We start from the raw sequence: 24,313 nt of genomic DNA, 5'->3' as shown, positions 1-24,313 counted from the left end.
GTCGTCACTCCGCCACTCCCTTGCCGACCGCCGCCCGTTCCAGAGCCTGATCGAGGTCCCACAGGATGTCCTCGACGTCTTCCAACCCCACCGAAAGCCGGATCAGGTCCGGGCCGACGCCCGCGGCCGCCAGCTGGTCGTCCGACAGCTGCGCGTGCGTGGTCGACGCCGGGTGGATCACCAGCGTGCGCGCGTCGCCGACGTTCGCCAGGTGCGACAGCAGCTCCACCGACTCCACGAACTTCTCGCCCGAGGCCCGGCCGCCCTTCACCCCGAACGAGAACACCGCACCCGGCCCGGCCGGCAGGTACTTGCGCGCCAGCTCGTGGTCGGCGTGATCGGGCAGCCCGGCGTAGGAAACCCAGGCCACGCGCGGGTCGGCGTTCAGGAACTCCGCCACGGCCTTCGCGTTGGCCACGTGCGCGTCCATCCGCTGCGGCAGCGTCTCCACGCCCTGCAGCAGCAGGAACGCCGAGTGCGGCGAGAGCACCGCGCCGATGTCGCGCAACTGCTCCGCGCGCAGCCGCGTGCAGAACGCGTACTCGCCGAAGTTCTCCCAGTACTTGAGGCCGCCGTACGAGTCGACAGTCTCGGTCATGCGCGGGAACTTGCCGTTGCCCCAGTCGAAGCGGCCCGACTCCACGACCACACCGCCGAGCGTGGTGCCGTGGCCACCGAGGAACTTCGTGGCCGAATGCAGCACGATGTCCGCGCCGTGCTCGATCGGGCGGCACAGGTACGGCGTCGCCAGCGTCGCATCGACGACCAGCGGGATGTCGTGCGAGTGCGCGAGGTCCGCGAGCCCGGCCAGGTCGGCGATGGCGCCCGACGGGTTGCCGATCACCTCGGTGTAGATCAGCCGCGTCTTGTCGGTGACGGCCTTGGCGTAGTCCTCGATGCCGCCGTTGACGAACGTCGTCTCGACGCCAAAGCGCTTGAGCGTGCCGGTGAGCTGCGTGACGGTGCCGCCGTAGAGGCCGCTCGCGGACACGATGTGCTCACCCGCCTCGGCCAGCGCGGAGAAGGTGAGGAACTCCGCGGCCTGGCCGCTCGCCGTCGCCACGCCGCCGATGGCGCCCTCGAGGCTCGCGAGGCGCTCCTCGAACGCGGCCACGGTCGGGTTGCCGATGCGGCTGTAGATGTTCCCGTACTTCTGCAGCGCGAAAAGGTTGGCCGCGTCGGCCGCGTCTTCGAACACGAAGCTGGTGGTCTGGTAGATCGGCACGGCGCGCGCGCCGGTGGCGGGGTCGGGCGTGCCACCGGCGTGCAGGGCGCGGGTGCGGAAGCCCCAGGTGCGTTCACTCATCAGCCGTCACGCTACCCAGCGGGGGCGCCGCGGGCCATCCCTCCCGAACCGTGATCGTCGCGCTTTCGGAGGACCCCGGGTCGTTCTTCCTGGTGATGCCGCGCGGTGATGGAACGCTTACCGTTCGTGGTGATCTTCGACTCGGGGCCGGATGTGCGCAAGGTGCTGATCATCGTCGCGATGCTTCTCGCAGCCGGTGTTCGAGCGGTGGCACCGCTTTGTCGCCGAACAGCGGCCTTAAGGCGCACACCGCCTCCGGCACCTCGAGGGGCACGGAAAACGGCGCGGTGCACCAGTTCCAGGGCGTGCCGTACGCGCAGCCGCCGGTGGGCGCTCTGCGCTGGGCCTCGCCCCGGCCGCCGCAGCCGTGGCAGGGCACACGGGCCGCCGACAAGCCGGGAAACCGCTGTCCGCAGGCGGCCCTAGCCGCCGAGGGCCGCACGCAGCCGTGCGTCGCGCTCCTCGGGTGTCTGCCGCGGGCAGCTGACGCACTTCGGGTTGCCGACCTCGTAGATCAGGCAGCACGACGCCCGTTTCACGGCCTGCGTCCGGCCGACGCTGACGTATCGCGGCGCGGGCAGGCCGAGGCCGGTGGACGCCACGACGTCGGCCGCCAGCTGCGGCGCCGAAGCCCACAGCAGGCGGTTGGCGATCGAGTCCGTCGCGATGGCGCCCAGTGCTTGTGAACGGGCGCCGGTGACCTGGGCGACGGTGGTGATGGCCGTGTTCAGTGCGGCGCCGAGTGCCGGGCCGAGGGGCCCGCTCAGCGCCCGCGTCGAGCGGGAGCCCAGGAAGCGCCCGTCGGGCACGATGTCGAGCTCGACGGCGTCCAGCGAAGGATCCAGCACGGCGCCACCGGCGGCCAGCGATTCCATCGTCGGCGCAACGAGCACCGACGACAGTGAGTACCACCAGATCGTGCCGATCACCTCGGGCGCCGCGCAGCCGTACAGCTTCGCCGCGCCGCCGATGCGAGCGCGCACCCACGTCGCGTCGGCCAGCAGCGCGGCCGGCGTCACGGCTGCCTCCGCCACACGCTCACCCCCACCGCGAGCGTCACGTCTTGGCCCTCGGTGGCGTCGAGGCGTTCGCGACGCCCGTCGCGGTCGAGGTGGAAACCGGCGGGACCCATCGCGACCACGTCGTGCACCTGGCGCGCGGTGAACGGCGCCGTGTGCACCACGTCCACTCGCGACACCCGGGTGAACAGCGAGCCCAGCGCCGTTTCGAGCCGCTCTTCCTTGCGCTCGTCCACGGACAGCACGAGGTCGCCCAGCTCGGCGAGGTGTCCGGGCAGCGGCGCGGCCACCACGAGCACGCCGCCGGGTTCGAGCACGCGGTGGAACTCGGCGGGGTTGCGCGGGGAGAACACGTCGAGCACCACGGAAGCCGCGCCGTCGCCGACCGGCCACGGCTCCCACAGGTTCCACACCACGGCGCCGAGCCGTTCGTGCGCTCGGGCGGCCCGGCGCAGCGCGACGGCGGAAACGTCGAGCGCGAGCCCGGTCGCCTCGGGCGCGGCGTCGAGCACGCGCGCGAGGTAGTAACCGGGGCCGGCGCCCGCGTCGATCACGAGGCCCGTGGCGGCCGGCGCGGCGACGCGCGCGAGCTCGTCGGCCAGCGGCGCGTACGCGCCGGAATTCAGGAGCGCCGAACGCGCCTCGACCATCGGCACGGTGTCCGCGGTGCCGGAGGGGATGCGTGCGTGCAAAAGGTTGACGTACCCCTGGCGCGCCAAGTCGAACGAGTGACCGTCTTCGCAACGCACCGTGCGGCCCGCTAACCCGACCGGGGCAAGGCACACCGAACACCGGAGTGCGTCCACGACCCGCCGTGGCAGTGGGTCATTTCCGGGTCCGGCCGACGTCATGCGGCTATTCGACCATGACGTTTCGCAACCGGACACCCCACCCCGCGTGGCGGGAAACCTTCCTGTAACAAGCGCGACGGGGTAGTTCACGCCCGCGAAACCTTCGGCGCCGCCCCGTGAAACACCCGGAACCAAGACTTCGGGTCATCTACCCAGGGCACGGGAGGACGATTGTGCTGAACGCAGGAGACACCGCGTGGGTGCTGGCCGGCGCCGCGCTGGTCATGCTCATGACACCGGGACTGGCGTTCTTCTACGGCGGCATGGTCCGCGCGAAGAGCGTTTTGAACATGCTGATGATGAACTTCATCGCGCTGGCCGTGGTGGGGGTGCTGTGGGTTCTCTTCGGCTTCTCCATGTCCTTCGGCAACGACGCTTTCGGCGGACTGGTCGGCAACTTCGACCTCGCCGGGCTGTCGGACACCTTCGGCAAGCTGGTCGGCTTCGCCGCGGCGGCCACGGACTCCGCGCCGGCCGTACCGTGGCCGGGCCCGGACGCCTTGCCGTTGCTGGCGTTCTGCATGTTCCAGCTGATGTTCGCGATCATCACGCCGGCGCTGATCTCCGGTGCGATCGCGGATCGCGCGAAGTTCTGGGGCTGGACGCTGTTCGTGGTGATCTGGGTGTCCGTCGTGTACTTCCCGGTGGCGCACTGGGTGTTCTCGTTCAACGGTTTCCTCGGTGAGAACTCCGTCGGCGGCTGGATCGCCAACAACCTGAAGGCGCTGGACTTCGCGGGTGGCACGGCGGTCCACATCAACGCGGGCGCGGCGGGTCTGGCCCTCGCGATCGTGCTCGGCAAGCGCAAGGGCTGGCCGAAGGACACCGGACGGCCGCACAACGTGCCGTTCGTGCTGCTGGGTGCCTCGCTGCTGTGGTTCGGCTGGTACGGCTTCAACGCCGGCTCCTCGCTGGCCGCCAACGACCTCGCGGCCGTCGCGTTCACCAACACGACCGTGGCCACCGCGGCCGCCGTGCTCGGCTGGCTGCTGGTGGAGCAGCTGAAGTTCGGCAAGCCGACCACGCTGGGTGCCGCGTCCGGCGCCGTCGCGGGTCTGGTCGCGATCACCCCGGCGTGTGGTTTCGTGAGCCCGCTCGGCTCGATCGCGATCGGCGTCATCGCCGGTGTGCTGTGCGCGCTGGCCGTGTCGCTGAAGTACCGCTTCGGGTTCGACGACTCGCTCGACGTAGTGGGCGTCCACCTCGTCGGCGGCATCGTGGGCACCCTGCTCATCGGCTTCTTCGCCACCACGAGCGTCAACTCCCTCGGCGCCGACGGGCTCTTCTACGGCGGCGGCTTCGCCCAGCTGGGCAAGCAGGCGGCCGCGGCGGGCGCGGTGTTCGGGTACTCCTTCATTCTGACGGCCATCATCGGCTTCGTCATCAAGAAGGCGGGCGGCTTCCGCGTCAGCACGGAGGACGAGGTGAGCGGCATCGACGAGGCGCAGCACGCGGAGAGCGCCTACGACTTCACCGGCATGGGCGGCGGGCTCGGCCAGCCGACCACGATCCCGGTCAAGTCCGCCACCGCCCCTGCGAAGTTCGAGGAGACCAAGGCATGAAGCTCATCACCGCGATCGTCAAGCCGTTCACGCTCGACGACATCCGCTCCGGGCTGGAGCAGCTGGGCGTGCTCGGCATGACCGTGAGCGAGGTCCAGGGCTACGGCAGGCAGAAGGGCCACACCGAGGTCTACCGCGGCGCCGAGTACTCCGTGGACTTCGTGGCGAAGCTGAAGATCGAGGTCGTGACGGACGACGCCAACGTCGAGAAGGTCCTCGACGCCATCACTTCCGCCGCGCACACGGGCAAGATCGGCGACGGCAAGGTGTGGGTGACACCGGTCGAGACCGTGATCCGGGTGCGCACCGGCGAGCGCGGAGCGGATGCGCTCTAGGTGAGCACTCACGGGGGTGAACTGGTCCGGGCTCGAGAGCAGTTGCTCACGGGCCGCCACGGTCCGGCCGCGCTGCGGGCGGCCTTGGTGGATCTGTACGAATTCTGGCTCGCGAAGGGCGCCACGGCGGCCGGCGTGGACACCGCTGATCCCGGTGTCGCGCTGGTCGCCGTCGGCGGCCTGGGGCGGCGTGAGCTGGTGCCGTTCTCCGATCTGGACTTGGTGCTGGTGCACAACGGGAACCCGCGCGTCGGCGAACTCGCCGACGCGTTGTGGTATCCGCTGTGGGACGCGAAGCTCGGGCTCGACCATTCGGTGCGTACGCCGGGTGAAGCGCTGAAGGTCGCCTCAGAGGACCTACGGACCCAGCTGGGCTTGCTGGACGCGCGCCACCTCGCCGGAGACGCCGAGCTGACCGCGCGCCTCGCGTCCGCCGCGCGCGACCAGTGGCGGCGCACGGCCCGCAAGCGGCTCGACGAGCTGGCCGACTCCGTCCGCACCCGGTGGCGGCGCAGCGGCGAGATCGCGCAGTCGGCGGAGCCGGATCTCAAGCACGGCCGCGGGGGCCTGCGGGATTTCGGGGTGCTGGAGGCGTTGGCGCTGGCGCAGCTCACGGCGCGCCCGGGCGAGGAGCTGCTGGCGGCCAAGGCGTTGCTGCTCGACGTGCGCACGGAGCTGCGTCGGGAGCTTCGCCGGGAACGGGACGTGTTGAGCGCGCCGGAGGCCGAAGTCGTCGCCGCCGAGCTGGGTCTGGCGGACCGGTTCGCCTTGGCGCGCAAGCTTTCCGGGGCGGGGCGGACGATCTCCTACGCGGTGGACGTCGCGCTGCGGTCCACTGTGGAACCTTCCCGGCCGCGGTTCGGCCGTCGGCCTTCGCGGACCCCCCTGGCCGAGGGCGTGGTGCTGCACGGCGACGAGGTGTCGCTGGCCCGCGACGCCGTGCCCGCGAAGGACCCGGCTTTGCTGTTGCGCGTCGCCGCTGCTTCGGCGCGCACCGGCAAACCCATCGCGCACGGCACTTTGCGCACGCTGGCGGACTCCGCGCCCGAGCTGCGCGCGCCGTGGCCGGACGAGGCGCGCAACGCTCTGGTGGAGCTCCTCGGCGCGGGGGAGGGCCTGGTCGACGCGGTCGAGGCGCTGGATCGCACCGGCTTGTGGGCCCGGCTTTTCCCGGAGTGGGGCGCGGTCCGCGACCTCCCGCCGCGTTCGCCCGTGCACCAGTGGACGGTGGACCGGCACCTCGTGCAGGCGTGCGTCGAGGCCTCCCGCCTGACCACCACGGTCGCGCGCCCCGACCTGCTGCTGATCGGCGCGCTCCTGCACGACATCGGCAAAGGCCGCGACGCCGACCATTCCGAGCTTGGCGCCGACATCGCCGCGCAAGTGGCCGCGCGCCTCGGTTTGCCTTCTGCCGACGTGCAAACGGTGGCCGCGATGGTCCGGCACCACCTCCTGCTCCCGCACACCGCCACCCGCCGCGACATCGCCGACCCCGCCACGGTCTCCCGCGTCGTCAAAACCCTGGACAGCGACGTCGTGCTGCTGGACCTGCTCCACGCCCTGACGCGCGCCGACTCGCTGGCCACCGGTCCGGGCGTCTGGACGGATTGGAAGGACCGCTTGCTCGCCGACTTGGTCGCCGCCGGCGAGGAAGCCTTGCACGGCACGGGTTTCACCGCACCGGATCCCCTGGACAGTTCGCAACGCGAGCTCATGGCCGAAGCCGTCCGGTCGGGGATCGGCGAGGTCCGCATCACCGCCCACGGCAAGGTCGTCACGGTGACTCTCGCCGTCCCGTCGCGCGCTGAGCTCCTCGCACCCGCCGCGGGCGTCCTGGCGCTCAACTCGCTGGAAGTCCACGCCGCCGTCCTGCGCGACCGCGTCGGCGTCTTCACCGCCTCACCCAAGTTCGGCTCCCTGCCCGACTCGACACTGCTGCGCGAACAGTTCTCCCGCGCCGTCGCCGGCACCCTGCCCCTGACGCAACGCCTCGCCGCCAAGGAACGCGACTACGCCACCATGGCGTCGTCCGTGGTCACCCCCAAGGTCCTCTGGTTCGACGACGAAACCAGCGGCCCCAACACCGTGGTCCTCGAACTGCGCGCCACCGACCGCATCGGCCTGCTCTTCCGCGTCGCCCGCGCCCTGAGCCGCTCGGGCGCCTCCGTGCACTGGGCCAAAGCCACCACCCTGGGCGGCGCCGTCGTGGACTCCTTCGCCGTCAGCCCGTCGACGGGCCCCATCGATTCACCTTGGCGCGCCAAAGTCGAGGACGCTGTTCTGGCAGCCGCTTCGTGAGCGTGCGGGCGGGCTACGGTTTTCCCGTGGCCCGCCCCCTCCTCTTCCTCGACGTCGACGGTCCCCTCATCCCCTTCGGTGCCGCGGACTACCCGCACTTCCCACCGTTGCCCGGCCCGGCGGACCACCCGCTCCTGGCCCGCCTCGACCCCGCCCACGGCGCACGCCTCGCCGCGCTCCCGTGCGACCTCGTCTGGGCCACGACCTGGTTCACCGACGCCAACGACGTCGTCGCCCCGCGCCTGGGCCTGCCGCCCCTACCCGTCGTCGACGACCCGACCGGCTTCGAGATCGACGGCCTGCACTGGAAAACCCGCCCGCTGCTGACCTTCGCCGCCGGCCGCCCCTTCGCTTGGGCCGACGACGAAATCTCGCCCACCGACCGCACCTGGGTGTCGACGCACCACCCCGGCACCGCACTGCTGCACCGCGTCGACCCCCACACAGGCCTGACCGACGCCGACTTCACCACCCTCACCGCGTGGTTCGCAGCCCTCGCCCCAAGCTCCTGACTGCCCTCCCTCTCAAACCCCCACCCACACGCGGCACCCACTCAACCGCCAACCGAAACGCCCACCCACCTCACCACCCACCCAAGCCACACCCACCCACCCCACCGCCGCCCACCCGCGCGACGAACCCTGCACCCAAACCACACCCACTCTCACAACCGCCGCTCACCTACGCGACGAACTCTGCACCCAGCCCCTCCCCGGCACCCCGATCCGAAGCCTCTTTGCGGCCGGCGGCGTGTTGTCAAGGCACGTTTTCCCGCCTTGACAACACGTCACCGGCCGTCAACACAATCCAGCTTCGGGGTGCACACCCCACGCAACACGCCCCGCGAGGACCCGAGAACCCGGACCCAGAACAACCCCCTTAACCGTCCCCACCTGCAAACACCCCACCCCACCCATCACACGATCGGGGTGTCGCGCTAGCGAAGGCGGGCCCCGGTGGCAATATGGCGCGGGTCTGGAGCAGCTGTGCGGAGGGCGGGGGCGTGGGGTGCTGGGGTCCGAGCAGAACCTACCGAGACTTTCGTTGCCACCCACCGTGGTCGCAGCGCACCTGCGATCGTGTGCGGAAGAACTGGCCGGCTCCCTCCGCACCGACGGCGAAACAGCAACCCTCGGCGAACTGACGGAAGTCGTCACCCAGCTGGTCGCCGGCCAACACGCCCTCGCGCACGCCCTGGCCGGTCTCGCGCGGCGCGTGGACGTGCGCAACGGGGCACTGGCGGCCGCGCCGTCCGTGGACGTCGAGGTGGTCACCGAGGTGCTCCAGGCGGCGGCGTGCGCGGTGGGCTGTTCGGCCGAAGCGCTGGCCGAGGCCGAGCCGTCGTTCGAATGCGTGAGCGAATCCGCGGGGCCGGACACCCGTTTGTAGCAGTCACACCACACCGCGCCTGCGAAGCCCTCGTCCGTGCGAAGGCGACCAGACGGCGACGTCGAACGCGAACAGGCCGAAGGCGTCACCGGGTTGCTGAAAGCCCTCCATCGGAGGACTGTGGTGGCCACGGCCCGCGCCGCAGCCGAGAAGGCCGCGAGCGCCCGTTCCCGAACCGAACGCGCGGCGAAGAATCGCGGCTTGAGTAGTTCTACGCAACTCCGGTTGGGGGTCTTCACACTGCCCCGCCGGTCGGCGCCCCGGCAGACTTCTCCCCAACGCAAGGCGGAACGCGTTCGCCCGGTACTGGGGGTCTGGCGAGCGGGGGACGGGGTACCCGCCTCGCGTGCACGCGGCGGAAGGCTCCCGGGGAGGTGAGCCCTTCCGCCAAGGTTCCGGGGCCGGCCGTGGGGAGCGGCCGCGTCCCGGAACCCCTGGGGAATTCAGGAATCCGCCATCCGCACCATCAGATCGGCAGCCATGCGCAACAGCTGTTGTTCCGTCGGGCTCAACACGCGCTCCATCGCCGCCGCCAGCCACTGCTCCCGCGAAATCGAGTAGTCCCGCAGCACCACCCGCCCAGCGGGCGTGATGTCGAGCAACGACCGCCGCCCGTCCGACGGGTCCGCGGCGCGTGTGATCAACCCGCGAGACGTCAGCGAAGCCAGTACCCGCGTCAGTGACTGCGGATGCATCCGCTCGGCCTCCGCCAGCTCGCTCGGTGTGTGCGTGCCCGCGCGGTAGAGCCGCGACAGCACGGCCAGCACCGTCGGACCCGGCGACGGCGAGTCCGCCTCCGAGCGCATGCGCCAGTTGAGCCGCCCGACTCCCTCCCGGACGTGGCGGGCCAGCTCGGCCAGCTCGTCGGCACGGCGGGTGTCGGCTTCGGTCTGCATACCGCCACATTAGGCGGTTTCCCCGCGCACGAGCCGCGCGTACCGGCCGTCGAGCGCCAGCAGCTCCTCGTGCGTGCCGCGCTCCACGATCCGGCCGGCGTCGAGCACCACGATCTGGTCCGCGTTCTCCACAGTGGACAGCCGGTGCGCGATGGTCAGCGTCGTGCGGCCCGCGGCGAGCCGGTCGAGCTCCGCCTGCACCGACCGTTCGGTGCGGTTGTCGAGTGCGCTCGTGGCCTCGTCGAGGATCAGCACGGGCGGGTTGCGCAGCAGGATCCGCGCGATCGCCATCCGCTGCTTTTCCCCGCCGGAGAACCGGTAGCCGCGCTGCCCCACCACGGTGTCGTAGCCCTCGGGCAGCTTCGCGAGCGTGTCGTGGATGTGCGCGGCCTTCGCGGCCTCCTCGATCTCGGCGTCGGTGGCGTCCGGCTTCGCGAAGCGCAGGTTCTCCCGCACCGAAGCGTGGAACAGGTACGTCTCCTGTGACACGAACCCGACCCCCGCCGCCAGCGACGCGAGCGTGACGTCCCGGACGTCGGTGCCGTCGACGGTCACTCGGCCTTCCGTCACCTCGTACAGCCGCGCCACGAGGTACGCGAGCGTGGTCTTGCCCGAGCCCGTCGAGCCGACCAGCGCCGTGGTCGTCCCCGGCGCCACGTCGAGGTCGACGTCGCGCAGGGTCCACGCGCCGTCGTCGTCGTAGCGGAACGACACCGACCGCATCGATACCGCCCCCTCGCGCACGGCCAGCTCCCGCGCCCCCGGGCGGTCGTCGATCTCCACACGCAGGTCAAGCACCTCGAAGATCCGCCCGAACAGCGCCTTCGCCGCGCCCACGCTCTGGCTCACCGTCTGCATCGCCGTGGCCGGCCCGAGCAGCCGGTTGAGCATGCTCGTGAACGCCACCACGGTGCCCAGCGATACCGGCGCCGAACCGCCCGCCAGCTCCAGCCCGGCGACCCAGTACACAAGCGCCGGGATGATCGTCAGGCTCATCACCCGCGACGCCCGCTGCCAGCGCCCGGCCAGCGCCGCGCTGCGTTCGAGCGCCGCGACCTCGCGGGACTCCTCGGCGAAGCGCTCCCGCATCCGCCGTTCGTTGCCCATGGTCTTGGCCAGCAGCACGCCGGTGACCGACAGGGACTCCTCGACGATCGTCGTCAACCGTGCCATCCGCCGTGTCCGGCCGCGGGCGAGCTTGCGCTGCTTGCCACCCAGGCGCAGCGTGAACAGCAGGAACAGCGGCACGACCACGAGCGAGAGCAGCGCGAGCTGCCAGTCCATGATCAGGATCGCGACGGTGATCGCCAGCGCCGTGGTGCCGTTCTGCACGATCGAGGCCGCGGTGGTCGTGACCACGTTGTCCACGCCGCCGATGTCGTTGAAGACCCGCGACAGGATCTCGCCGGTCTTGGTGCGGGTGAAGAAGCCGAGCGACATGCGCTGAAGGTGGCCGTAAACCGACACGCGCAGCTCGTTCATCACGCGCTGCCCGATCGTGTTCGACAGGCCGGTCGTCGCCACGCCGAGCGCGCCCGAGCCCAGTGCCGCGGCGATCATCCCCACTGCCAGCACGCTCACCAGCAGGGCGTCGCGGCGGGGGAGCGCGTCGTCGAGGATCGCCCGCAGCAGGAACGGCGAGGTGACCCCGAGACCGGCCTGCACCACCAGGAGCGCGAACAGCCCGGCCATCTGCGCCCGGTGTGGCCGGAACAGCGCGGCGATGCGGCTGAACGGCACTTTCTCGTCTTCGTCCGCCGCCGGTTCGGCCAGCGCCGGGCGCGGCGTCGTCGCTGAATTCATACGCAGATGTTTACCGATTCGCGCGACCGAGTCGAGCGATTTTCTTATGTTGACCTGGGACGATGATTCGAGTTATTACGCATGTGCGTACTAACCTTCTCTCGAAGGTTCGCGCACCCGCGAGGCGGCCGGGCCCGGACCGCTACCCTGGGAGGTTGCCGGGGTCGCCCAGCGATGCCCGGTACGCGAACGACGACCCAGCTGGAGCGTGCACACCCGTGTTCGACACCCTCTCCGATCGGCTCACCGCCGCCCTGCAGACGCTGTCTCGCAAGGGCCGGCTGTCCGACGCCGACATCGACGCCACCGCGCGCGAGATCCGCATCGCGCTGCTGGAGGCCGACGTCGCGCTGCCGGTGGTCAAGGAGTTCATCGCCCGGATCAAGGACCGGGCGAAGGGCGCCGAGGTCTCGCAGGCGCTCAACCCCGCGCAGCAGGTCATCAAGATCGTCAACGAGGAGCTCGTGGGCATCCTCGGCGGCGAGACGCGCCGGCTGAACCTCGCGAAGAACCCGCCGTCGGTGATCATGCTGGCGGGTCTGCAGGGTGCCGGTAAGACGACGCTCGCCGGCAAGCTCGCGATGTGGCTGAAGAAGCAGGGCCACGCGCCGATGCTGGTGGCCTGTGACCTCCAGCGCCCGAACGCTGTCACGCAGCTGCAGGTCGTCGGCGAGCGCGCGGGTGTCGTCACCTTCGCGCCGGAGCCGGGCAACGGCGTCGGCGACCCGGTGGACGTCGCCCGTCGCGCCATCGCGGAGGCCAAGCACGCGCAGCACGACATCGTGGTGGTCGACACCGCGGGCCGCCTGGGTGTCGACGAAGAGCTGATGAAGCAGGCCGCGGACATCCGCGACGCCGTGCAGCCCGACGAGATCCTGTTCGTCGTCGACGCGATGATCGGCCAGGATGCCGTGACCACGGCCCAGGCATTCCGCGACGGCGTCGGCTTCACCGGCGTGGTGCTCACGAAGCTCGACGGCGACGCCCGCGGTGGTGCCGCGCTGAGCGTGCGCGAGGTCACCGGCCAGCCGATCCTCTTCGCGTCCAACGGCGAGAAGCTCGAGGACTTCGACACCTTCCACCCCGACCGGATGGCCTCGCGCATCCTCGGGATGGGCGACGTGCTCACCCTCATCGAGCAGGCCGAGCAGCACTTCGATCAGGACCAGGCGGAGAAGGCCGCGGCGAAGCTGACCAGCGGGCAGCTGACGCTGGAGGACTTCCTCGAGCAGATGCTAGCCGTCCGCAAGATGGGGCCGATCGGCAACTTGCTCGGCATGCTGCCGGGCGCGGGCCAGATGAAGGACCAGCTGGCGCAGGTCGACGACAAGCACCTCGACAAGCTGCAGGCGATCATCCGCGGCATGACCCCGGCCGAGCGCGACGACCCGAAGATGATCAACGGCTCGCGCCGGCTGCGCATCGCCAACGGCTCGGGCGTCTCCGTCCGCGAGGTCAACGACCTGGTCAACCGCTTCTTCGAAGCCCGCAAGATGATGGCCCAGATGGCCGGGCGCTTCGGCTTCGGCGGCGGTGGCGGCAGCAAGACGCGCAAGGGCAAGAAGGGGAAGAAGGGCAAGGGGCGCGGCCCCACACAGCCCAAGGTCCGCGGCGGCTTCCCCGGCGGCATGCCGATGCTGCCCCCGGGTGGCATGCCGACCGGTGGCGGGATGCCCGACCTGTCGCAGCTCGGCGGCATGAACGACGTGCCGGGCTTCGACCCGACGAAGTTCAAGCTGCCGAAGGACCCCAAGAACAATTGAGCGCCGGACAATTGAGCGCCCTGCACGTCTCCGGCACCGTCCTGCCCGACGGCTCGCCGCGTGAGCTCTGGATCACCGACGGGCGCATCTCGTTCGAGCCCGTGCCCGGCGCGGAAACGCTGGCGACCGGCGGGTTCCTGGTGCCCGGCCTCGTCGACGCCCACTGCCACCCGGGCCTCGGCCCGCACGGGGCGGTGCCGGTCGAGGAAGCCGCCGAGCAGGCGGCCACCGACCGCGACGCGGGCACGCTGCTGATCCGCGACTGCGGTCTGCCACTCGACGTGCGGCCGCTGCAGGCGCGCGCCGACCTGCCCACGATCATCCGTTGCGGCCGTCACCTGGCCTTGTCGAAGCGCTACGTTCCCGGCTTCGCCATCGAGCTGGACGATGTGGCGCTGCTGCCCGAGGCCGTCGCGGAACAAGCGCGTGACGGCGACGGCTGGGTCAAGCTCGTCGGCGACTGGATCGACCGCGGCGAGGGTGATCTCGCGCCGCTGTGGCCCGACGACGTGCTGGCCGAGGCCGTCGGAGTCGCGCACGACCTCGGCGCCCGCGTGACCGCCCACGTCTTCGGCGAAGCCGCCCTGCCGGGGCTGATCAACGCGGGCATCGACTGCCTGGAGCACGGCACCGCGTTGAACCCCCACCAGCTGGCCGAGCTGGCCCGCCGTGACGTAGCGCTCGTGCCCACGCTGATCAACATCGAGAACTTCCCCGGCATCGCCGACCAGGCCACGAAGTACCCCACGTACGCGGCCCACATGCGGGCCCTGCACGCGGGCGTCGCCGACATGGTGTCCGCGGCCGTCGAGGCGGGCGTGCGCGTCTTCGCGGGCACCGACGCCGGCGGCATGGTCGCCCACGGCCTGATCGCCGACGAGGTCGAAGCGCTGCACCGCGCCGGCATGACACGCGAGCAGGCGCTCGCGAGCGCGTCCTGGGCCGCCCGCGAATGGCTCGGCCACCCCGGCATCTCCGACGGCGCCCCGGCCGACCTGATCGTGTACCCGGCCGACCCGCGTGAGGATCTCGCGGTGCTGCGCCACCCGTCGCACATCGTCCTGCGTGGCACGGTTTTCGGCTGAAACACCTCATTTTCCGGTGATCGCCCGAGTACTGTGCGAAGTCTTCTCGACGGTTAGGCTCGACCGGTGAGCCGAGCGATCTCCGGAGGCCGGGCGTGACCACTTCCCAGCCCCGGGAGCCGATTCCGGGTGCCACGCCGATCCGTCCGGAGGACCTGGTGAGCGCCCCGCGCGAGTTCCCGCCGCACCGGTGGGGCTTCGGGGCGTTCCTGCTCGTGGAGGCCGTGCTCATCGCGTCGGCCGCGTTCGTGAGCGCGTTGCTGGGCGATCCGCCGGCCGGGCAGCCGCTGCCGATCCGCACGGTGCTGCTGGGCACGATGCTGCCCGCGATGATCGCCGCGGGCGTCGCGCTGCTGGCCACGCTCGTGCGCGGCAACGGACCCAAGCTCGACCTGCGCCTGGAGTGGCGCTGGTCCGACGTGAAGATCGGGCTCAAGTTCGGCCTGCTCGGGCTGGTGCTCACGTCGTTGAGCGCCTGGGTGTGGACCGAGATCGTGGGCTCGGCCGACGCGACATCGGCGATCAGCGCGCTGGTGGACGACCGGAAGATGTCGGTGTCCGCGGCGATCGTGACGTTCGTCTACCTCTGGCTGCTCGGGCCGATCTGCGAGGAGATCATCTACCGCGGCCTGCTCTGGGGAGCGGTGGAGCGGCTGCAGTGGCGCAGCGAACGGTGGGGTCGCATGGCGGCTTTCCTGCTGTCCACGGCCGTGTTCGCCGCCAGCCACCTCGAACCGTTGCGGACCACGCTCCTGCTGGTCATCGCCGTGCCGATCGGCCTCGCGCGTTTCGCCACGGGCCGGCTGCCGGGCAGCGTGGTGGCGCACTCGATGAACAACTTCCTGCCCTCGGTCGCGATCCTGCTCGGCTCACTCGGGGTCAGCTCGTTCTGAGGTGCGTTCCGGGTCTGTTCCGAGGCCCTGCGCAGGCACTTCGAGCCATCTGGCAGAATGTTCGCTTGCCCGCTTCCGTCCGGACCCTCTCGCCGTTCGGGGGCTCCTGTTTCGGGCGCCTGTGATCGTGTCCCCACGCGGTCGACGAGCGCCCACCCTGCACCAGCACTGAGGAGTACCCACACCCGTGGCCGTCAAGATCAAGCTGCAGCGCCTCGGCAAGATCCGTGCGCCGTACTACCGCATCATCGTCGCCGACGCGCGCACCCGCCGGGACGGCAAGGCCATCGAGACGATCGGCAAGTACCACCCGAAGGAAGAGCCGAGCCTGATCGAGGTCGACACCGACCGCGCCCAGTACTGGCTGGGCGTCGGCGCCCTGCCGACCGAGCCGGTGCAGCGCATCCTCGAGATCACCGGCGACTGGCAGAAGTTCAAGGGCCTGCCGGGCGCCGAGGGCACCCTGAAGGTGGCCGAGCCGAAGCCGTCCAAGCAGGACCTGTTCAACGCGGCGCTGGCCGCTGCCGGCGAGGAGCCCTCCGCCGAGGCCACCACGCCGAAGAAGAAGTCCGCTCCCAAGAAGGCCGAGGCCGAGAAGGCCGAAGCCGCTGAGGGCGAGAAGTCCGAGTGAGTTTTCTCGCTGACTCCCTCGAGCACCTGGTGCGCGGGATCGTCGACAACCCGGACGAGGTCCGGGTCGAGCTGCTGACCACTCGCCGTGGCCGCACGCTCGAGGTGCACGTGCACCCCGACGACCTCGGCAAGGTGATCGGCCGGGGTGGTCGCACGGCGACCGCCCTGCGCACCGTGATGGGTGGCATCGGTGGCCGCGGCGTCCGTGTGGACGTCGTCGACACCGATCGCTGACCGCGGCGGAACTCGGACGGTCAGGATGGACGTCGTAGTCGGCCGCATCGCCAAGGCGCACGGCATCCGCGGCGAGCTCGCGGTGGACGTGCGCACGGACTCGCCCGAACAGCGGTTCGCCGTCGGTGCGGTCGTCACGACGCAGCTGCGTGACGGCAGCAAGAGGGATCTCACCATCACAGCCGCCCGCGAGCACAGCGGGCGGCTGCTGGTGCGTTTCGAGGAGGTCCTCACCCGCGACGTCGCGGAGACCCTGCGCGGCGCTTTGCTGCTCATCGACACCGCCGCACTCCCGCCCACGGGCGACCCCGACGAGTTCTACGACCACGAGCTGGCCGGCCTCAGCGCCGAGCTGGCCGACGGCACGGTCGTGGGCAAGGTCGTCGAGGTCGTCCACTCCCCGGCGGGGGAGCTGCTGGAGCTCGACGTGGCCGGGCGCGAAGTGCTCGTGCCCTTCGTGCGCGCGATCGTCCCGACGGTCGACGTCGCGGGTGGGCGCGTGGTGCTGGATCCGCCCGAAGGCCTGCTGGACGAGGACTGACGTGATCCCGTTCCCCTCGCACCGGAGGTGGTGAGCGTGCGCATCGACGTCGTCACGATCTTCCCCGAATACCTCGACCCGCTGCGCGCCGCGCTGCTGGGCCGGGCGATCGACCGCGGCCTCATCGAGATCGGCGTGCACGACCTGCGCGAGTGGACCCACGACGTCCACCGCGCGGTCGACGACGCGCCGTACGGCGGCGGCCCCGGCATGGTCATGAAGCCCCAGATCTGGGGCCCGGCGCTCGACGAGGTCTGCGGACAGGGGACCCGGCTCGTGGTCCCGACGCCGGCGGGCAAGCCGTTCACGCAGGAGCTGGCCCACGCGTACGCCGAGGAGAAGCACCTGGTCTTCGCCTGTGGCCGCTACGAGGGCATCGACCAGCGCGTGATCGACGACGCCGCGCGCCGCATGCCCGTGGACGAGGTGTCGATCGGCGACTATGTGCTGGTCGGCGGCGAGGCCGCGGTGCTGGTGATCGTGGAGGCCGTGGTCCGGCTGCTGCCTGGCGTGCTCGGCAACGCGCGGTCGGCGGCCGAGGACTCGTTCTCCGACGGGCTGCTCGAAGGCCCCAGCTATACGCGTCCGGAAGTGTGGCGCGACCTGGCGGTGCCCGACGTCCTGCGCTCCGGGAACCACGCACTCGTGGAGCGCTGGCGGCGCGATCAGGCGCTGGAACGCACGGCCCTGCGGCGCCCGGATCTTCTGGCCCGGTTGCCGGAGGGTAGTCTGAACAGCCGAGATCACGAGGTACTCGACCGGCTCGGCGAGGACCTCGGCTAGACCCCGTGCGAAGCGAGCACCAGCGCCTCTGCCATAATCGACAGGTTGGCGTGAGTGGACCGCCTCGTTCACGAGCCCGCCATCAGCCCCTGGTGTAGTTGCAGCAGCATTGCTGCGCGCCCGGGGAGAAGTACCCGAGTTACACGAATCGACGAGGACGGACCACCGATGAACACCCTGGACGCGCTGGACGCGCACTCCCTGCGTTCCGACATCCCGGACTTCCGCCCGGGCGACACGCTCAAGGTCCACGTCCGCGTCATCGAGGGCAACCGCGAGCGCAACCAGGTCTTCCAGGGCGTCGTGATCCGCCGCCAGGGCGGCGGCGTCCGCGAGACCTTCACCGTGCGCAAGGTTTCGTTCGGCGTGGGCGTCGAGCGCACCTTCCCGGTGCACTCGCCGAACCTGGCCGAGGTCGAGGTCTTCAAGCGCGGCGACGTGCGGCGCGCGAAGCTCTACTACCTGCGCGACCTGCGTGGCAAGAAGGCGAAGATCAAGGAGCGTCGCGAGAACCGCGAGACCACCTCTGCCTCCTGAGTGGCAAGGCGGTACCCGGTAGCCTGGCGACGTGGTCGACCCCGTGCCCCAGAACGCCGCTGAGGATGACCCCGACGGCTCGGAGGATTCTCGTTCCGAGGAGCGTCGGGGCTCCCACCGGCGGGGCAAGCCCCAGAAGAAGCGGTCGTTCTGGAAGGAACTGCCGATCCTGATCGCGATCGCCCTGGTGCTCACGATCCTGATCCAGGCCTTCCTGGCAAAGGTCTTCATGATCCCCTCGGGGTCCATGGAGGCCACGCTTCACGGCTGCCCCGGCTGCACGGGCGACCGGATTCTGGTCGACCGCGTCACCTACGACTTCACGGATCCCTCGCCGGGTGACGTGGTCGTGTTCAAGGGTCCGCCCGCGTGGACCGAGAATGAGATCGCGCCGCAGGAATCCAGCAACGTCATCGTCCGCGGCCTGCGAGGTCTCGGCTCGCTGGTGGGCTTCGCCCCGCCGGACGAACGCGACTTCGTGAAGCGCGTGATCGCCGTGGGCGGCCAGACCGTGCAGTGCTGCGATCCACAGAACCGCGCGATCGTCGACGGCAAGGCCCTCGACGAGCCGTACATCCACTGGGAGAACCCCGACCACGCGATGCAGGACTCGTTCGCGCCGGTCAAGGTGCCGCAGGGCACGCTGTGGGTGATGGGCGACAACCGCAACAACTCGGCTGACTCGCGTTACCAGGGCCAGGGCGGTGCCAACGGCGCCGTGCCCGTGAGCGACGTGATCGGCAAGGCCCGGATCATCGTCTTCCCGCCGGGTCGCTGGGGCGGGGTGTCGGACCACGATCCGCAGGCCGACGCCCAGCCGGTGGCCCTCGGTGCCCCGGCGTGGCAGGATGGCCTGCCGCTCGGTCTCGGGTTCGCCGCGGCCGTGCCCACGCTGTTCGTCGGCCGGCGAGTGAAGGCGGGCCTGCGCAAGGCGCGCCGTTAGGGTGCGCCGCCCGAGAAGGTTGGCAGTGACCGTTCCCGCTCCCCGAACCCCGGCCGAACCCCTGCGGCCGCCGCGCGCCGTCGTGCGCGGCGAGCTGTTCTGGGGTCTGCAGGGTGCTCTCGAACGCCGTGGCCTGGGCCCCGTCGCCGGGGTGGACGAGGCCGGCGCCGGTGCGTGCGCGGGCCCGCTCGTAGTGGCTTCCTGCGTGCTGCGCCCCGGCGACGGCGCGCGACTGCCGGAGCTCACCGACTCGAAGCTGCTCACTGCGAAGGCCCGCGACCGCGTCTACGACCTGGTCCTCAAGCGCGCCCTCGACTACGCGGTGATCGTGATCCCGTCCGAACAGGTCGACCTGCTCGGCATCCGGGTGATGAACCTGGAGGGGATGCGGCGCACGGTCGCCGCTCTGCGCGACCATCCCGGTTATGTGCTCACCGACGGTTTCCCGGTGCCGGGCATCCCGGCGCCCAACGTCGCAGTCATCAAGGGAGACCGCAGCGTGGCGAGTATCGCCGCGGCGTCGGTGCTCGCGAAGGTGACGCGCGACCGCATCATGGCCGGCCTGCACAACGAGCTGCCGCACTACGGCTTCGACGTGCACAAGGGCTACAGCACCGCCGACCACCTACGGGCTCTCACCGAGCACGGCCCGAGCCCGGCGCACCGCTGGTCCTACACGAATGTGGCCACCGCGGCCCTCGCACACGGACTCACCCCACCACACCCGGTCGTGCTCACCTACGCTGCTCTGGAGAACGCGGCTTCGGAAGCCGCCGCGGAGGAGAATGGTTCTCGGGAAATCCCGAGCGCGCCGGTCCGTGCCCTGGCTCGCTCGGTGGGTAAGAATGAACGCTCCGCCGCCGGAGCAGCAAGACGAACGCGAGGAGGGGCGCGGATTTCATGAGCGCAGAGGATCTCGAGAAGTACGAGACCGAGATGGAGCTCTCGCTGTACCGCGAGTACCGCGACATCGTCGGCCAGTTCTCGTACGTGGTGGAGACCGAGCGGCGGTTCTACCTGGCCAACGCAGTCGACGTACAGGTACGCGACGGCGGCGGTGAGGTGTACTTCGAGGTCCGCATGTCGGACGCGTGGGTCTGGGACATGTACCGCCCGGCCCGCTTTGTGAAGCACGTCCGCGTCATCACGTTCAAGGACGTCAACGTGGAGGAACTCGACAAACCCGACCTGCGCCTTCCTGAGGACGGTCCCTTCTCGGGCTGAGGTCCCTCTCGTTTTCACCGGCCACCCGGGTTCGCCCGGGTGGCCGTTTTGTGTCTGCGGCTCTTAGCCCTCGGCACTGACATTTTCACGCCGCCTGCCCTCAGGCTTGCCTCGTTTATCCACAACCCCCCAGTTGTCCACAGCCCGACTTTTCGATGGTGGCGCCTTCCCCGGTCACTCTGCGACGGTTGATGGCACACGCACCGTGACAGCCGGCAAGGGCCCGGCGGCGGCGCGGCCGAGGGGGAGCGATGAACGACGGCCCGGACCCGGGCGCCCAGTGGCGCCGCGCGTTCGGCCGCTGGGGCGAAGACCTGGCGGCCCGGCACCTGCAGAACGCGGGCCTGGTGGTGCTCAGCCGCAACTGGCTCTGCCGGGAAGGCGAACTCGACCTCGTACTGGCCGACGGCGACAAGGTCGTCTTCTGCGAGGTCAAAACCCGCGCCACCAACGCCTACGGCTCCCCCGCGGAATCCGTGACGGCCGAAAAGATCACCCGCGTCCACCGGGCCGCCCAACGCTGGCTGCGCGCCCACCGCGTCGGCTGGTGCCGCACCCGCTACGACGTCGTGACCGTCTTCGCCCCCGCCGGGGCCCACCCCCAGGTCCGCCACATCGCGGGAGCCTTCTGATGCCCATCACTTCTGCCCACTGCGTTCCACCGCGGCCGAACCAGCACCGAGCCCACTCCGACGAACTTCGCGACTCACGTGGAGCCGGGATCCTCGCGAAGTTGCCCCGCGTTGCACTGGCCCGAAACCACCACCTCGCGCCGGCCCCGGCGCCTCGGGCGGCTGTCGCCACGGAGCGCGTTTTGCCCACCGACAACACGAACTGCCGGGTTCCGGCGCGGACGTGCGGTGTCGAGTCCCGCCCGGCAGTCCGCACGGCTGTCGCTGGGGGTGGCTTGATGGCCACCAAAACAGCCTGCGGCTCTGCGTCGCCACGGAACCGCCGGCTCGAGGCTGCCCCGGCGACCTGCGTGACTTCTGCGCGCGATGGGGTGCCCATCAAGGAAGACCGTTGCTTTGTGCTGCTGCGGATCTGTGGTGTCGAGTGCAGCCTGGTGGCTCGGAAGGCTGTTGCTGGGTATGGCTTGACGCCGATCGCGAATTCCCGGGTTGCGCTGCCACTGAATCGCCATGCCGAACCTGGCCAGGTGGCCCGCGTGCGTTCCGGGTGCGGCGTGGTGCCCATGGCAAGGGCTCACTGTCGTGCGCTGCCCAGTTTCCGGCGTCGCCACACCGAGTCCCGCCTGGCGAGCCACGAAACCGTCGCGGAGGTGGCCTGATGCCGATCGCCAAAGCATGGAGCGTCGCGCTCCTCGGCATCGAAGGCCGGGTGATCGAGATCGAGGCCGACCTGGGCGGCGGGCTCAGCCGGGTGACTCTGGTCGGCCTGCCCGACGCCGGGCTGAGGGAAGCGAAAGACCGCGTGCGCTCAGCCGTCCGCAACTCCGGCCAGCCCTGGCCCGACGGTAAAGTCACGCTCGGCCTCTCGCCCGCCAACCTCCCCAAGGTCGGCTCCGGCTACGACCTCGGCATCGCCGCCGCAGTGCTCGCCGCGAACGGCGCAGTCCCGGCCACAAAACTCCTCCGCACCATCCTCCTCGGCGAACTGGCCCTCGACGGCCGCATCCGTCCCGTCCGCGGAGTACTGCCCGGACTGCTGGCTGCGCGGGCAGCGGGGTACGAGCGAGCGGTCGTCCCGTCGGAGTCGCTTTACGAAGCTGCGCTCGTCGACGGCCTCGAAGTCGCCGGCGTCTCGCGCCTGGCCGACCTCGTCGCGTGGCTCAAGGGCGAAGGTGAACTCGAGTCGAGTCCCGGACCCGTCGCAGCCGAACCACCGGAAGTACCGGACCTCGCCGACGTCGTCGGCCAACCGGAAGCCCGCTGGGCCCTGGAAGTTGCCGCCGCGGGCGGGCATCACCTGCTGCTCACCGGCCCACCGGGCGTCGGCAAGACGATGCTGGCCAAACGCCTGCCGGGCCTGCTCCCGGCGTTGTCCCAAGAGGAATCACTGCAGGTCACAGCCATCCACTCCATCGACGGCTCCCTGTCGAAGGCTGCGCCGCTGGTGACCGTGCCGCCGTTCGTCGCGCCGCACCACTCGATCACCGTCGCGGCGCTCGTCGGCGGTGGCAGCGGCATCGCGACGCCCGGCGCCATCAGCCGAGCCCACCGCGGCGTGCTGTTCCTGGACGAGGTTTGCGAGTTCAGCGGCCACCGCCTCGACTCACTGCGCACCGTCCTCGAAGAAGGCGAGGTCCGCATCGCCCGTGCCAAGGGCTCCGTCCGCTACCCGGCCCGCTTTCAGCTCATATTGGCCACCAACCCGTGCCCCTGCGCGCCGCCGCGTGAGACCGACTGCATCTGCTCGCCGATCGTCCGGCGCCGTTACCTCGGGCGGATCTCGGGACCACTGCTGGACCGCGTGGACCTCCGTGTGCGCCTGCGTCCGCTGACCGCCATCTCCGCGCACCAGTCCGCGGCGCCCGAATCGTCCGAGGCGGTCCGCGCCCGCGTCCTGGCCGCCCGCGACCGCGCGGCCCACCGCTGGCGCACGCACGGCTGGCGCGCCAACTCCGACGTCCCCGGCCCCACCCTCCGCCGCGAGTTCGTGCTGCCGTCGCCCACCACCGCCCTGCTCGACCGCGCCCTCGACCGTGGCCTCCTCACGGCCCGCGGTGCCGACCGTTGCCTTCGCATCGCCTGGACGCTCGCCGACCTGTCCGCCACGCCCCACCCGACGCCCGACCACGTCGCCGCCGCTCTCGACTTCCGCGAAAGGACCGCCGCATGACCCGCCCCCGAAGGGAATCCGGCGTGAAACGCCACCTGCGTCTCGTCCCGAATCCCCACAACCCGCCCGAACGCGATCCCGCCCGCGTCCGCGCCGTTCTCGTGCCGCGCCGGCTGTCGCTCGTGAGACTGAGAGGTGCGGCATGACGGCTCTGCCCACCGAACAGCCCGTCGCCACCGCCACGGATGAAGAACGCCTCGCCCGCGCCTACCTGCTGCGCGTAGCCGAGCCCCCGGCGCCGGCGTTGGTCGCGTTCGTGGGGGAGCGCGGCCCGGTCGAGGCCGCGGCCCGCGTCCGCAGCGGCGACTGCCCCGACAAGGTCCGCCGCGAAACCGCTGCCCGACGCGAAGTCGACCTGGCCGAGCAAGACCTGGAGACGGCCGCGAAATCCCAAGCCCGCCTGGTCGTGCCCGAGGACCACGAGTGGCCGGCGTGGCCGTTGCTCTCGCTGGCGGTCGCGAGCGGCCGCGGAGTCGAGAACGTCGCCGCCCCGCTCGCCCTCTGGGTCCGCGGCGGCGCGCACCTCGCGAAGGCAGCCGACCGCGCGGTCGCCGTCGTCGGCGCGCGCCTCGCGACGAACTACGGAGAACACAACTCCGCCGAGCTCGCCCACGGCCTCGCGACCCGCGAGGTCCCGGTCTTCTCCGGCGCCGCCCTGGGCATCGATGGCGCCGCTCACCGCGGTGCCCTCGGCGCCGGCGGCGTCACGGTCGCGGTACTGGGCTGTGCCGTCGACATCGGCTACCCGGCCGGCCACGTCGACCTGCTGAGGCGCATCGCCGACAACGGCGGCGCCGTCGTCAGCGAGTACGCCCCCGGCACCCCACCCGCGCGCCACCGCTTCCTCGTCCGCAACCGCCTCATCGCCGGCCTCACCGACGGCACCGTCGTCATCGAAGCCGGCATCCGCAGCGGCGCGCGCAATACCGCCACCACCGCGGGCGCCCTCGGCAAAGTCGTGATGGCGCTGCCGGGCCCCATCCAGTCCGCCAACTCCGCCGGCTGCCACGCCCTCATCCGCGACTGCAAGGCCACCCTCGTCACCTCCGTTGACGAAGTCGTCGACACCGTCGGACGGTTCGGCCCCGCCCCCGAACCGGAAAACCCTCGGCCGCGTCGCCCCACCGACGTCCTCGCTCCCGAAGCGCTCCGGGTCTACGAAGCACTCGTACCCCGCGCCGGCCGCTCAGCCGACCAGGTCGCCACCGAATCGGGCGTCCCGGTCGACCGCGTGCGAGCCCTGTTGCCCGAACTGGAAATCGACGGCTTCGCCGTCCGCGGCGACACCGGGTGGCGCCGCATCGTCCGCGCGGCACCGAAGTGAACGGCGCTTGTCGCCGCGCTCAGCCGCACGGAGAGCGGCTACGCGTGGCCACGGATCGGTCCGCAGTGAACGGCACCGAATTTCGGAGGTGG

Annotated in this window: 24 protein-coding genes and 1 pseudogene; 20 read left to right on the top strand and 5 right to left on the bottom strand. The window is 70.9% G+C overall.

All coding sequences use genetic code 11. The features are described from left to right. Positions 1-4: 4 nt before the first annotated feature. Positions 5-1,306, bottom strand: a complete 1,302-nt coding sequence (locus tag AB0M56_RS31985; protein WP_364182876.1) for an O-acetylhomoserine aminocarboxypropyltransferase/cysteine synthase family protein — start codon at positions 1,304-1,306, stop codon at positions 5-7. 95 nt (positions 1,307-1,401) lie between these two features. On the opposite strand from AB0M56_RS31985, the pseudogene AB0M56_RS31980 reads away from it, so the two are divergent. Beyond that, positions 1,402-1,683, top strand: a pseudogene (locus AB0M56_RS31980) (carboxylesterase family protein); the annotation flags it as partial. Positions 1,684-1,728: 45 nt separating this feature from the next. Here the strand turns inward: AB0M56_RS31980 and AB0M56_RS31975 are convergent. Both AB0M56_RS31975 and AB0M56_RS31970 read right to left on the bottom strand, forming a co-directional pair. Continuing rightward, positions 1,729-2,340: a (2Fe-2S)-binding protein gene (locus AB0M56_RS31975; RefSeq protein ID WP_364182873.1), complete on the bottom strand. Its 612-nt coding sequence runs from the start codon at positions 2,338-2,340 to the stop codon at positions 1,729-1,731. Continuing rightward, positions 2,322-3,176 carry a putative RNA methyltransferase gene (locus tag AB0M56_RS31970; RefSeq protein ID WP_364182870.1) on the bottom strand — a complete coding sequence of 285 codons (855 nt, stop codon included), beginning with the start codon at positions 3,174-3,176 and terminating at the stop codon, positions 2,322-2,324. The genes AB0M56_RS31975 and AB0M56_RS31970 overlap by 19 nt, the downstream gene beginning before the upstream one ends. A gap of 173 nt (positions 3,177-3,349) precedes the next feature. Between AB0M56_RS31970 and AB0M56_RS31965 the strand changes: the two genes are divergently transcribed. From AB0M56_RS31965 to AB0M56_RS31945, 5 genes are all read left to right on the top strand, one after another. Continuing rightward, positions 3,350-4,738: an ammonium transporter gene (locus tag AB0M56_RS31965; RefSeq protein WP_364182867.1), complete on the top strand. Its 1,389-nt coding sequence runs from the start codon at positions 3,350-3,352 to the stop codon at positions 4,736-4,738. Further along, positions 4,735-5,073, top strand: coding sequence for a P-II family nitrogen regulator (locus tag AB0M56_RS31960; RefSeq protein ID WP_220237793.1), 339 nt, complete (start codon positions 4,735-4,737; stop codon positions 5,071-5,073). The genes AB0M56_RS31965 and AB0M56_RS31960 overlap by 4 nt, the downstream gene beginning before the upstream one ends. Continuing rightward, positions 5,074-7,371 carry a [protein-PII] uridylyltransferase gene (locus AB0M56_RS31955; protein WP_364182863.1) on the top strand — a complete coding sequence of 766 codons (2,298 nt, stop codon included), beginning with the start codon at positions 5,074-5,076 and terminating at the stop codon, positions 7,369-7,371. It begins immediately after the preceding gene. A gap of 26 nt (positions 7,372-7,397) precedes the next feature. Beyond that, entirely contained in the window at positions 7,398-7,883 is a 486-nt protein-coding gene (locus tag AB0M56_RS31950) for a hypothetical protein (protein WP_364182860.1), read from the top strand. Between the two features lie 496 nt (positions 7,884-8,379). Next, positions 8,380-8,760: a hypothetical protein gene (locus AB0M56_RS31945; RefSeq protein WP_364182857.1), complete on the top strand. Its 381-nt coding sequence runs from the start codon at positions 8,380-8,382 to the stop codon at positions 8,758-8,760. Positions 8,761-9,203: 443 nt separating this feature from the next. Here the strand turns inward: AB0M56_RS31945 and AB0M56_RS31940 are convergent, their stop codons facing one another. Beyond that, positions 9,204-9,656 (bottom strand): MarR family transcriptional regulator, encoded by a 453-nt coding sequence (locus tag AB0M56_RS31940; RefSeq protein ID WP_364182854.1) that lies wholly within the window; start codon positions 9,654-9,656, stop codon positions 9,204-9,206. A 9-nt stretch (positions 9,657-9,665) separates the two neighbouring features. Then, positions 9,666-11,459, bottom strand: coding sequence for an ABC transporter ATP-binding protein (locus AB0M56_RS31935; protein WP_364182851.1), 1,794 nt, complete (start codon positions 11,457-11,459; stop codon positions 9,666-9,668). A gap of 218 nt (positions 11,460-11,677) precedes the next feature. Here AB0M56_RS31935 and ffh point away from each other — a divergent pair, with 218 nt between their 5' ends. From ffh to dprA, 14 genes are all read left to right on the top strand, one after another. After that, a complete protein-coding gene (gene ffh / locus AB0M56_RS31930) occupies positions 11,678-13,222 on the top strand; it encodes a signal recognition particle protein (protein ID WP_364182848.1) in 1,545 nt (514 codons plus the stop codon). 11 nt (positions 13,223-13,233) lie between these two features. After that, positions 13,234-14,307: an amidohydrolase family protein gene (locus AB0M56_RS31925; protein WP_364183171.1), complete on the top strand. Its 1,074-nt coding sequence runs from the start codon at positions 13,234-13,236 to the stop codon at positions 14,305-14,307. Between the two features lie 95 nt (positions 14,308-14,402). Beyond that, positions 14,403-15,200: a type II CAAX endopeptidase family protein gene (locus AB0M56_RS31920; protein ID WP_364182845.1), complete on the top strand. Its 798-nt coding sequence runs from the start codon at positions 14,403-14,405 to the stop codon at positions 15,198-15,200. Positions 15,201-15,387: 187 nt separating this feature from the next. Next, the gene (rpsP, locus tag AB0M56_RS31915; protein WP_220237800.1) at positions 15,388-15,831 is read left to right on the top strand and encodes a 30S ribosomal protein S16; all 444 of its coding nucleotides are present in this window, start codon (positions 15,388-15,390) and stop codon (positions 15,829-15,831) included. Further along, a complete protein-coding gene (locus AB0M56_RS31910) occupies positions 15,828-16,067 on the top strand; it encodes an RNA-binding protein (protein WP_003103110.1) in 240 nt (79 codons plus the stop codon). Before rpsP ends, AB0M56_RS31910 begins: the two co-directional genes overlap by 4 nt. A gap of 25 nt (positions 16,068-16,092) precedes the next feature. Then, on the top strand, positions 16,093-16,608 hold the full coding sequence (gene rimM / locus AB0M56_RS31905; protein WP_364182842.1) for a ribosome maturation factor RimM: 516 nt from the start codon (positions 16,093-16,095) through the stop codon (positions 16,606-16,608). Positions 16,609-16,644: 36 nt separating this feature from the next. Beyond that, positions 16,645-17,391 carry a tRNA (guanosine(37)-N1)-methyltransferase TrmD gene (trmD, locus tag AB0M56_RS31900; RefSeq protein ID WP_364182839.1) on the top strand — a complete coding sequence of 249 codons (747 nt, stop codon included), beginning with the start codon at positions 16,645-16,647 and terminating at the stop codon, positions 17,389-17,391. Between the two features lie 168 nt (positions 17,392-17,559). After that, positions 17,560-17,928 carry a 50S ribosomal protein L19 gene (gene rplS, locus AB0M56_RS31895; RefSeq protein WP_220237803.1) on the top strand — a complete coding sequence of 123 codons (369 nt, stop codon included), beginning with the start codon at positions 17,560-17,562 and terminating at the stop codon, positions 17,926-17,928. A gap of 31 nt (positions 17,929-17,959) precedes the next feature. After that, positions 17,960-18,871, top strand: a complete 912-nt coding sequence (lepB, locus tag AB0M56_RS31890; RefSeq protein ID WP_364182835.1) for a signal peptidase I — start codon at positions 17,960-17,962, stop codon at positions 18,869-18,871. 25 nt (positions 18,872-18,896) lie between these two features. Then, positions 18,897-19,775, top strand: a complete 879-nt coding sequence (locus AB0M56_RS31885) for a ribonuclease HII (protein ID WP_364182832.1) — start codon at positions 18,897-18,899, stop codon at positions 19,773-19,775. Continuing rightward, positions 19,772-20,095 (top strand): DUF2469 domain-containing protein, encoded by a 324-nt coding sequence (locus tag AB0M56_RS31880; protein ID WP_003096226.1) that lies wholly within the window; start codon positions 19,772-19,774, stop codon positions 20,093-20,095. Before AB0M56_RS31885 ends, AB0M56_RS31880 begins: the two co-directional genes overlap by 4 nt. Positions 20,096-20,346: 251 nt before the next feature. After that, positions 20,347-20,727, top strand: coding sequence for a YraN family protein (locus AB0M56_RS31875; protein ID WP_364182829.1), 381 nt, complete (start codon positions 20,347-20,349; stop codon positions 20,725-20,727). A gap of 658 nt (positions 20,728-21,385) precedes the next feature. Beyond that, positions 21,386-22,897, top strand: coding sequence for a YifB family Mg chelatase-like AAA ATPase (locus tag AB0M56_RS31870; protein WP_364182828.1), 1,512 nt, complete (start codon positions 21,386-21,388; stop codon positions 22,895-22,897). Between the two features lie 142 nt (positions 22,898-23,039). Then, positions 23,040-24,221 (top strand): DNA-processing protein DprA, encoded by a 1,182-nt coding sequence (gene dprA, locus AB0M56_RS31865; RefSeq protein ID WP_364182826.1) that lies wholly within the window; start codon positions 23,040-23,042, stop codon positions 24,219-24,221. Positions 24,222-24,313 lie beyond the last annotated feature (92 nt).

Source organism: Amycolatopsis sp. NPDC051372 (assembly GCF_040682095.1).
In the GTDB taxonomy this organism is placed as follows: Bacteria; Actinomycetota; Actinomycetes; order Mycobacteriales; family Pseudonocardiaceae; genus Amycolatopsis.
This window is presented reverse-complemented; position numbering and strand designations above follow the sequence as displayed.

What these genes read in the sequence shown, in the direction of transcription:
- AB0M56_RS31985 (WP_364182876.1), bottom strand. Translation starts at nt 1,306, where the DNA reads ATGAGTGAACGCACCTGGGGCTTCCGCACCCGCGCCCTGCACGCCGGT.
- AB0M56_RS31970 (WP_364182870.1), bottom strand. Translation starts at nt 3,176, where the DNA reads ATGACGTCGGCCGGACCCGGAAATGACCCACTGCCACGGCGGGTCGTG.
- AB0M56_RS31960 (WP_220237793.1), top strand. Translation starts at nt 4,735, where the DNA reads ATGAAGCTCATCACCGCGATCGTCAAGCCGTTCACGCTCGACGACATC.
- AB0M56_RS31940 (WP_364182854.1), bottom strand. Translation starts at nt 9,656, where the DNA reads ATGCAGACCGAAGCCGACACCCGCCGTGCCGACGAGCTGGCCGAGCTG.
- AB0M56_RS31935 (WP_364182851.1), bottom strand. Translation starts at nt 11,459, where the DNA reads ATGAATTCAGCGACGACGCCGCGCCCGGCGCTGGCCGAACCGGCGGCG.
- rimM (WP_364182842.1), top strand. Translation starts at nt 16,093, where the DNA reads ATGGACGTCGTAGTCGGCCGCATCGCCAAGGCGCACGGCATCCGCGGC.
- rplS (WP_220237803.1), top strand. Translation starts at nt 17,560, where the DNA reads ATGAACACCCTGGACGCGCTGGACGCGCACTCCCTGCGTTCCGACATC.
- AB0M56_RS31880 (WP_003096226.1), top strand. Translation starts at nt 19,772, where the DNA reads ATGAGCGCAGAGGATCTCGAGAAGTACGAGACCGAGATGGAGCTCTCG.
- AB0M56_RS31875 (WP_364182829.1), top strand. Translation starts at nt 20,347, where the DNA reads ATGAACGACGGCCCGGACCCGGGCGCCCAGTGGCGCCGCGCGTTCGGC.
- AB0M56_RS31870 (WP_364182828.1), top strand. Translation starts at nt 21,386, where the DNA reads ATGCCGATCGCCAAAGCATGGAGCGTCGCGCTCCTCGGCATCGAAGGC.
- dprA (WP_364182826.1), top strand. Translation starts at nt 23,040, where the DNA reads ATGACGGCTCTGCCCACCGAACAGCCCGTCGCCACCGCCACGGATGAA.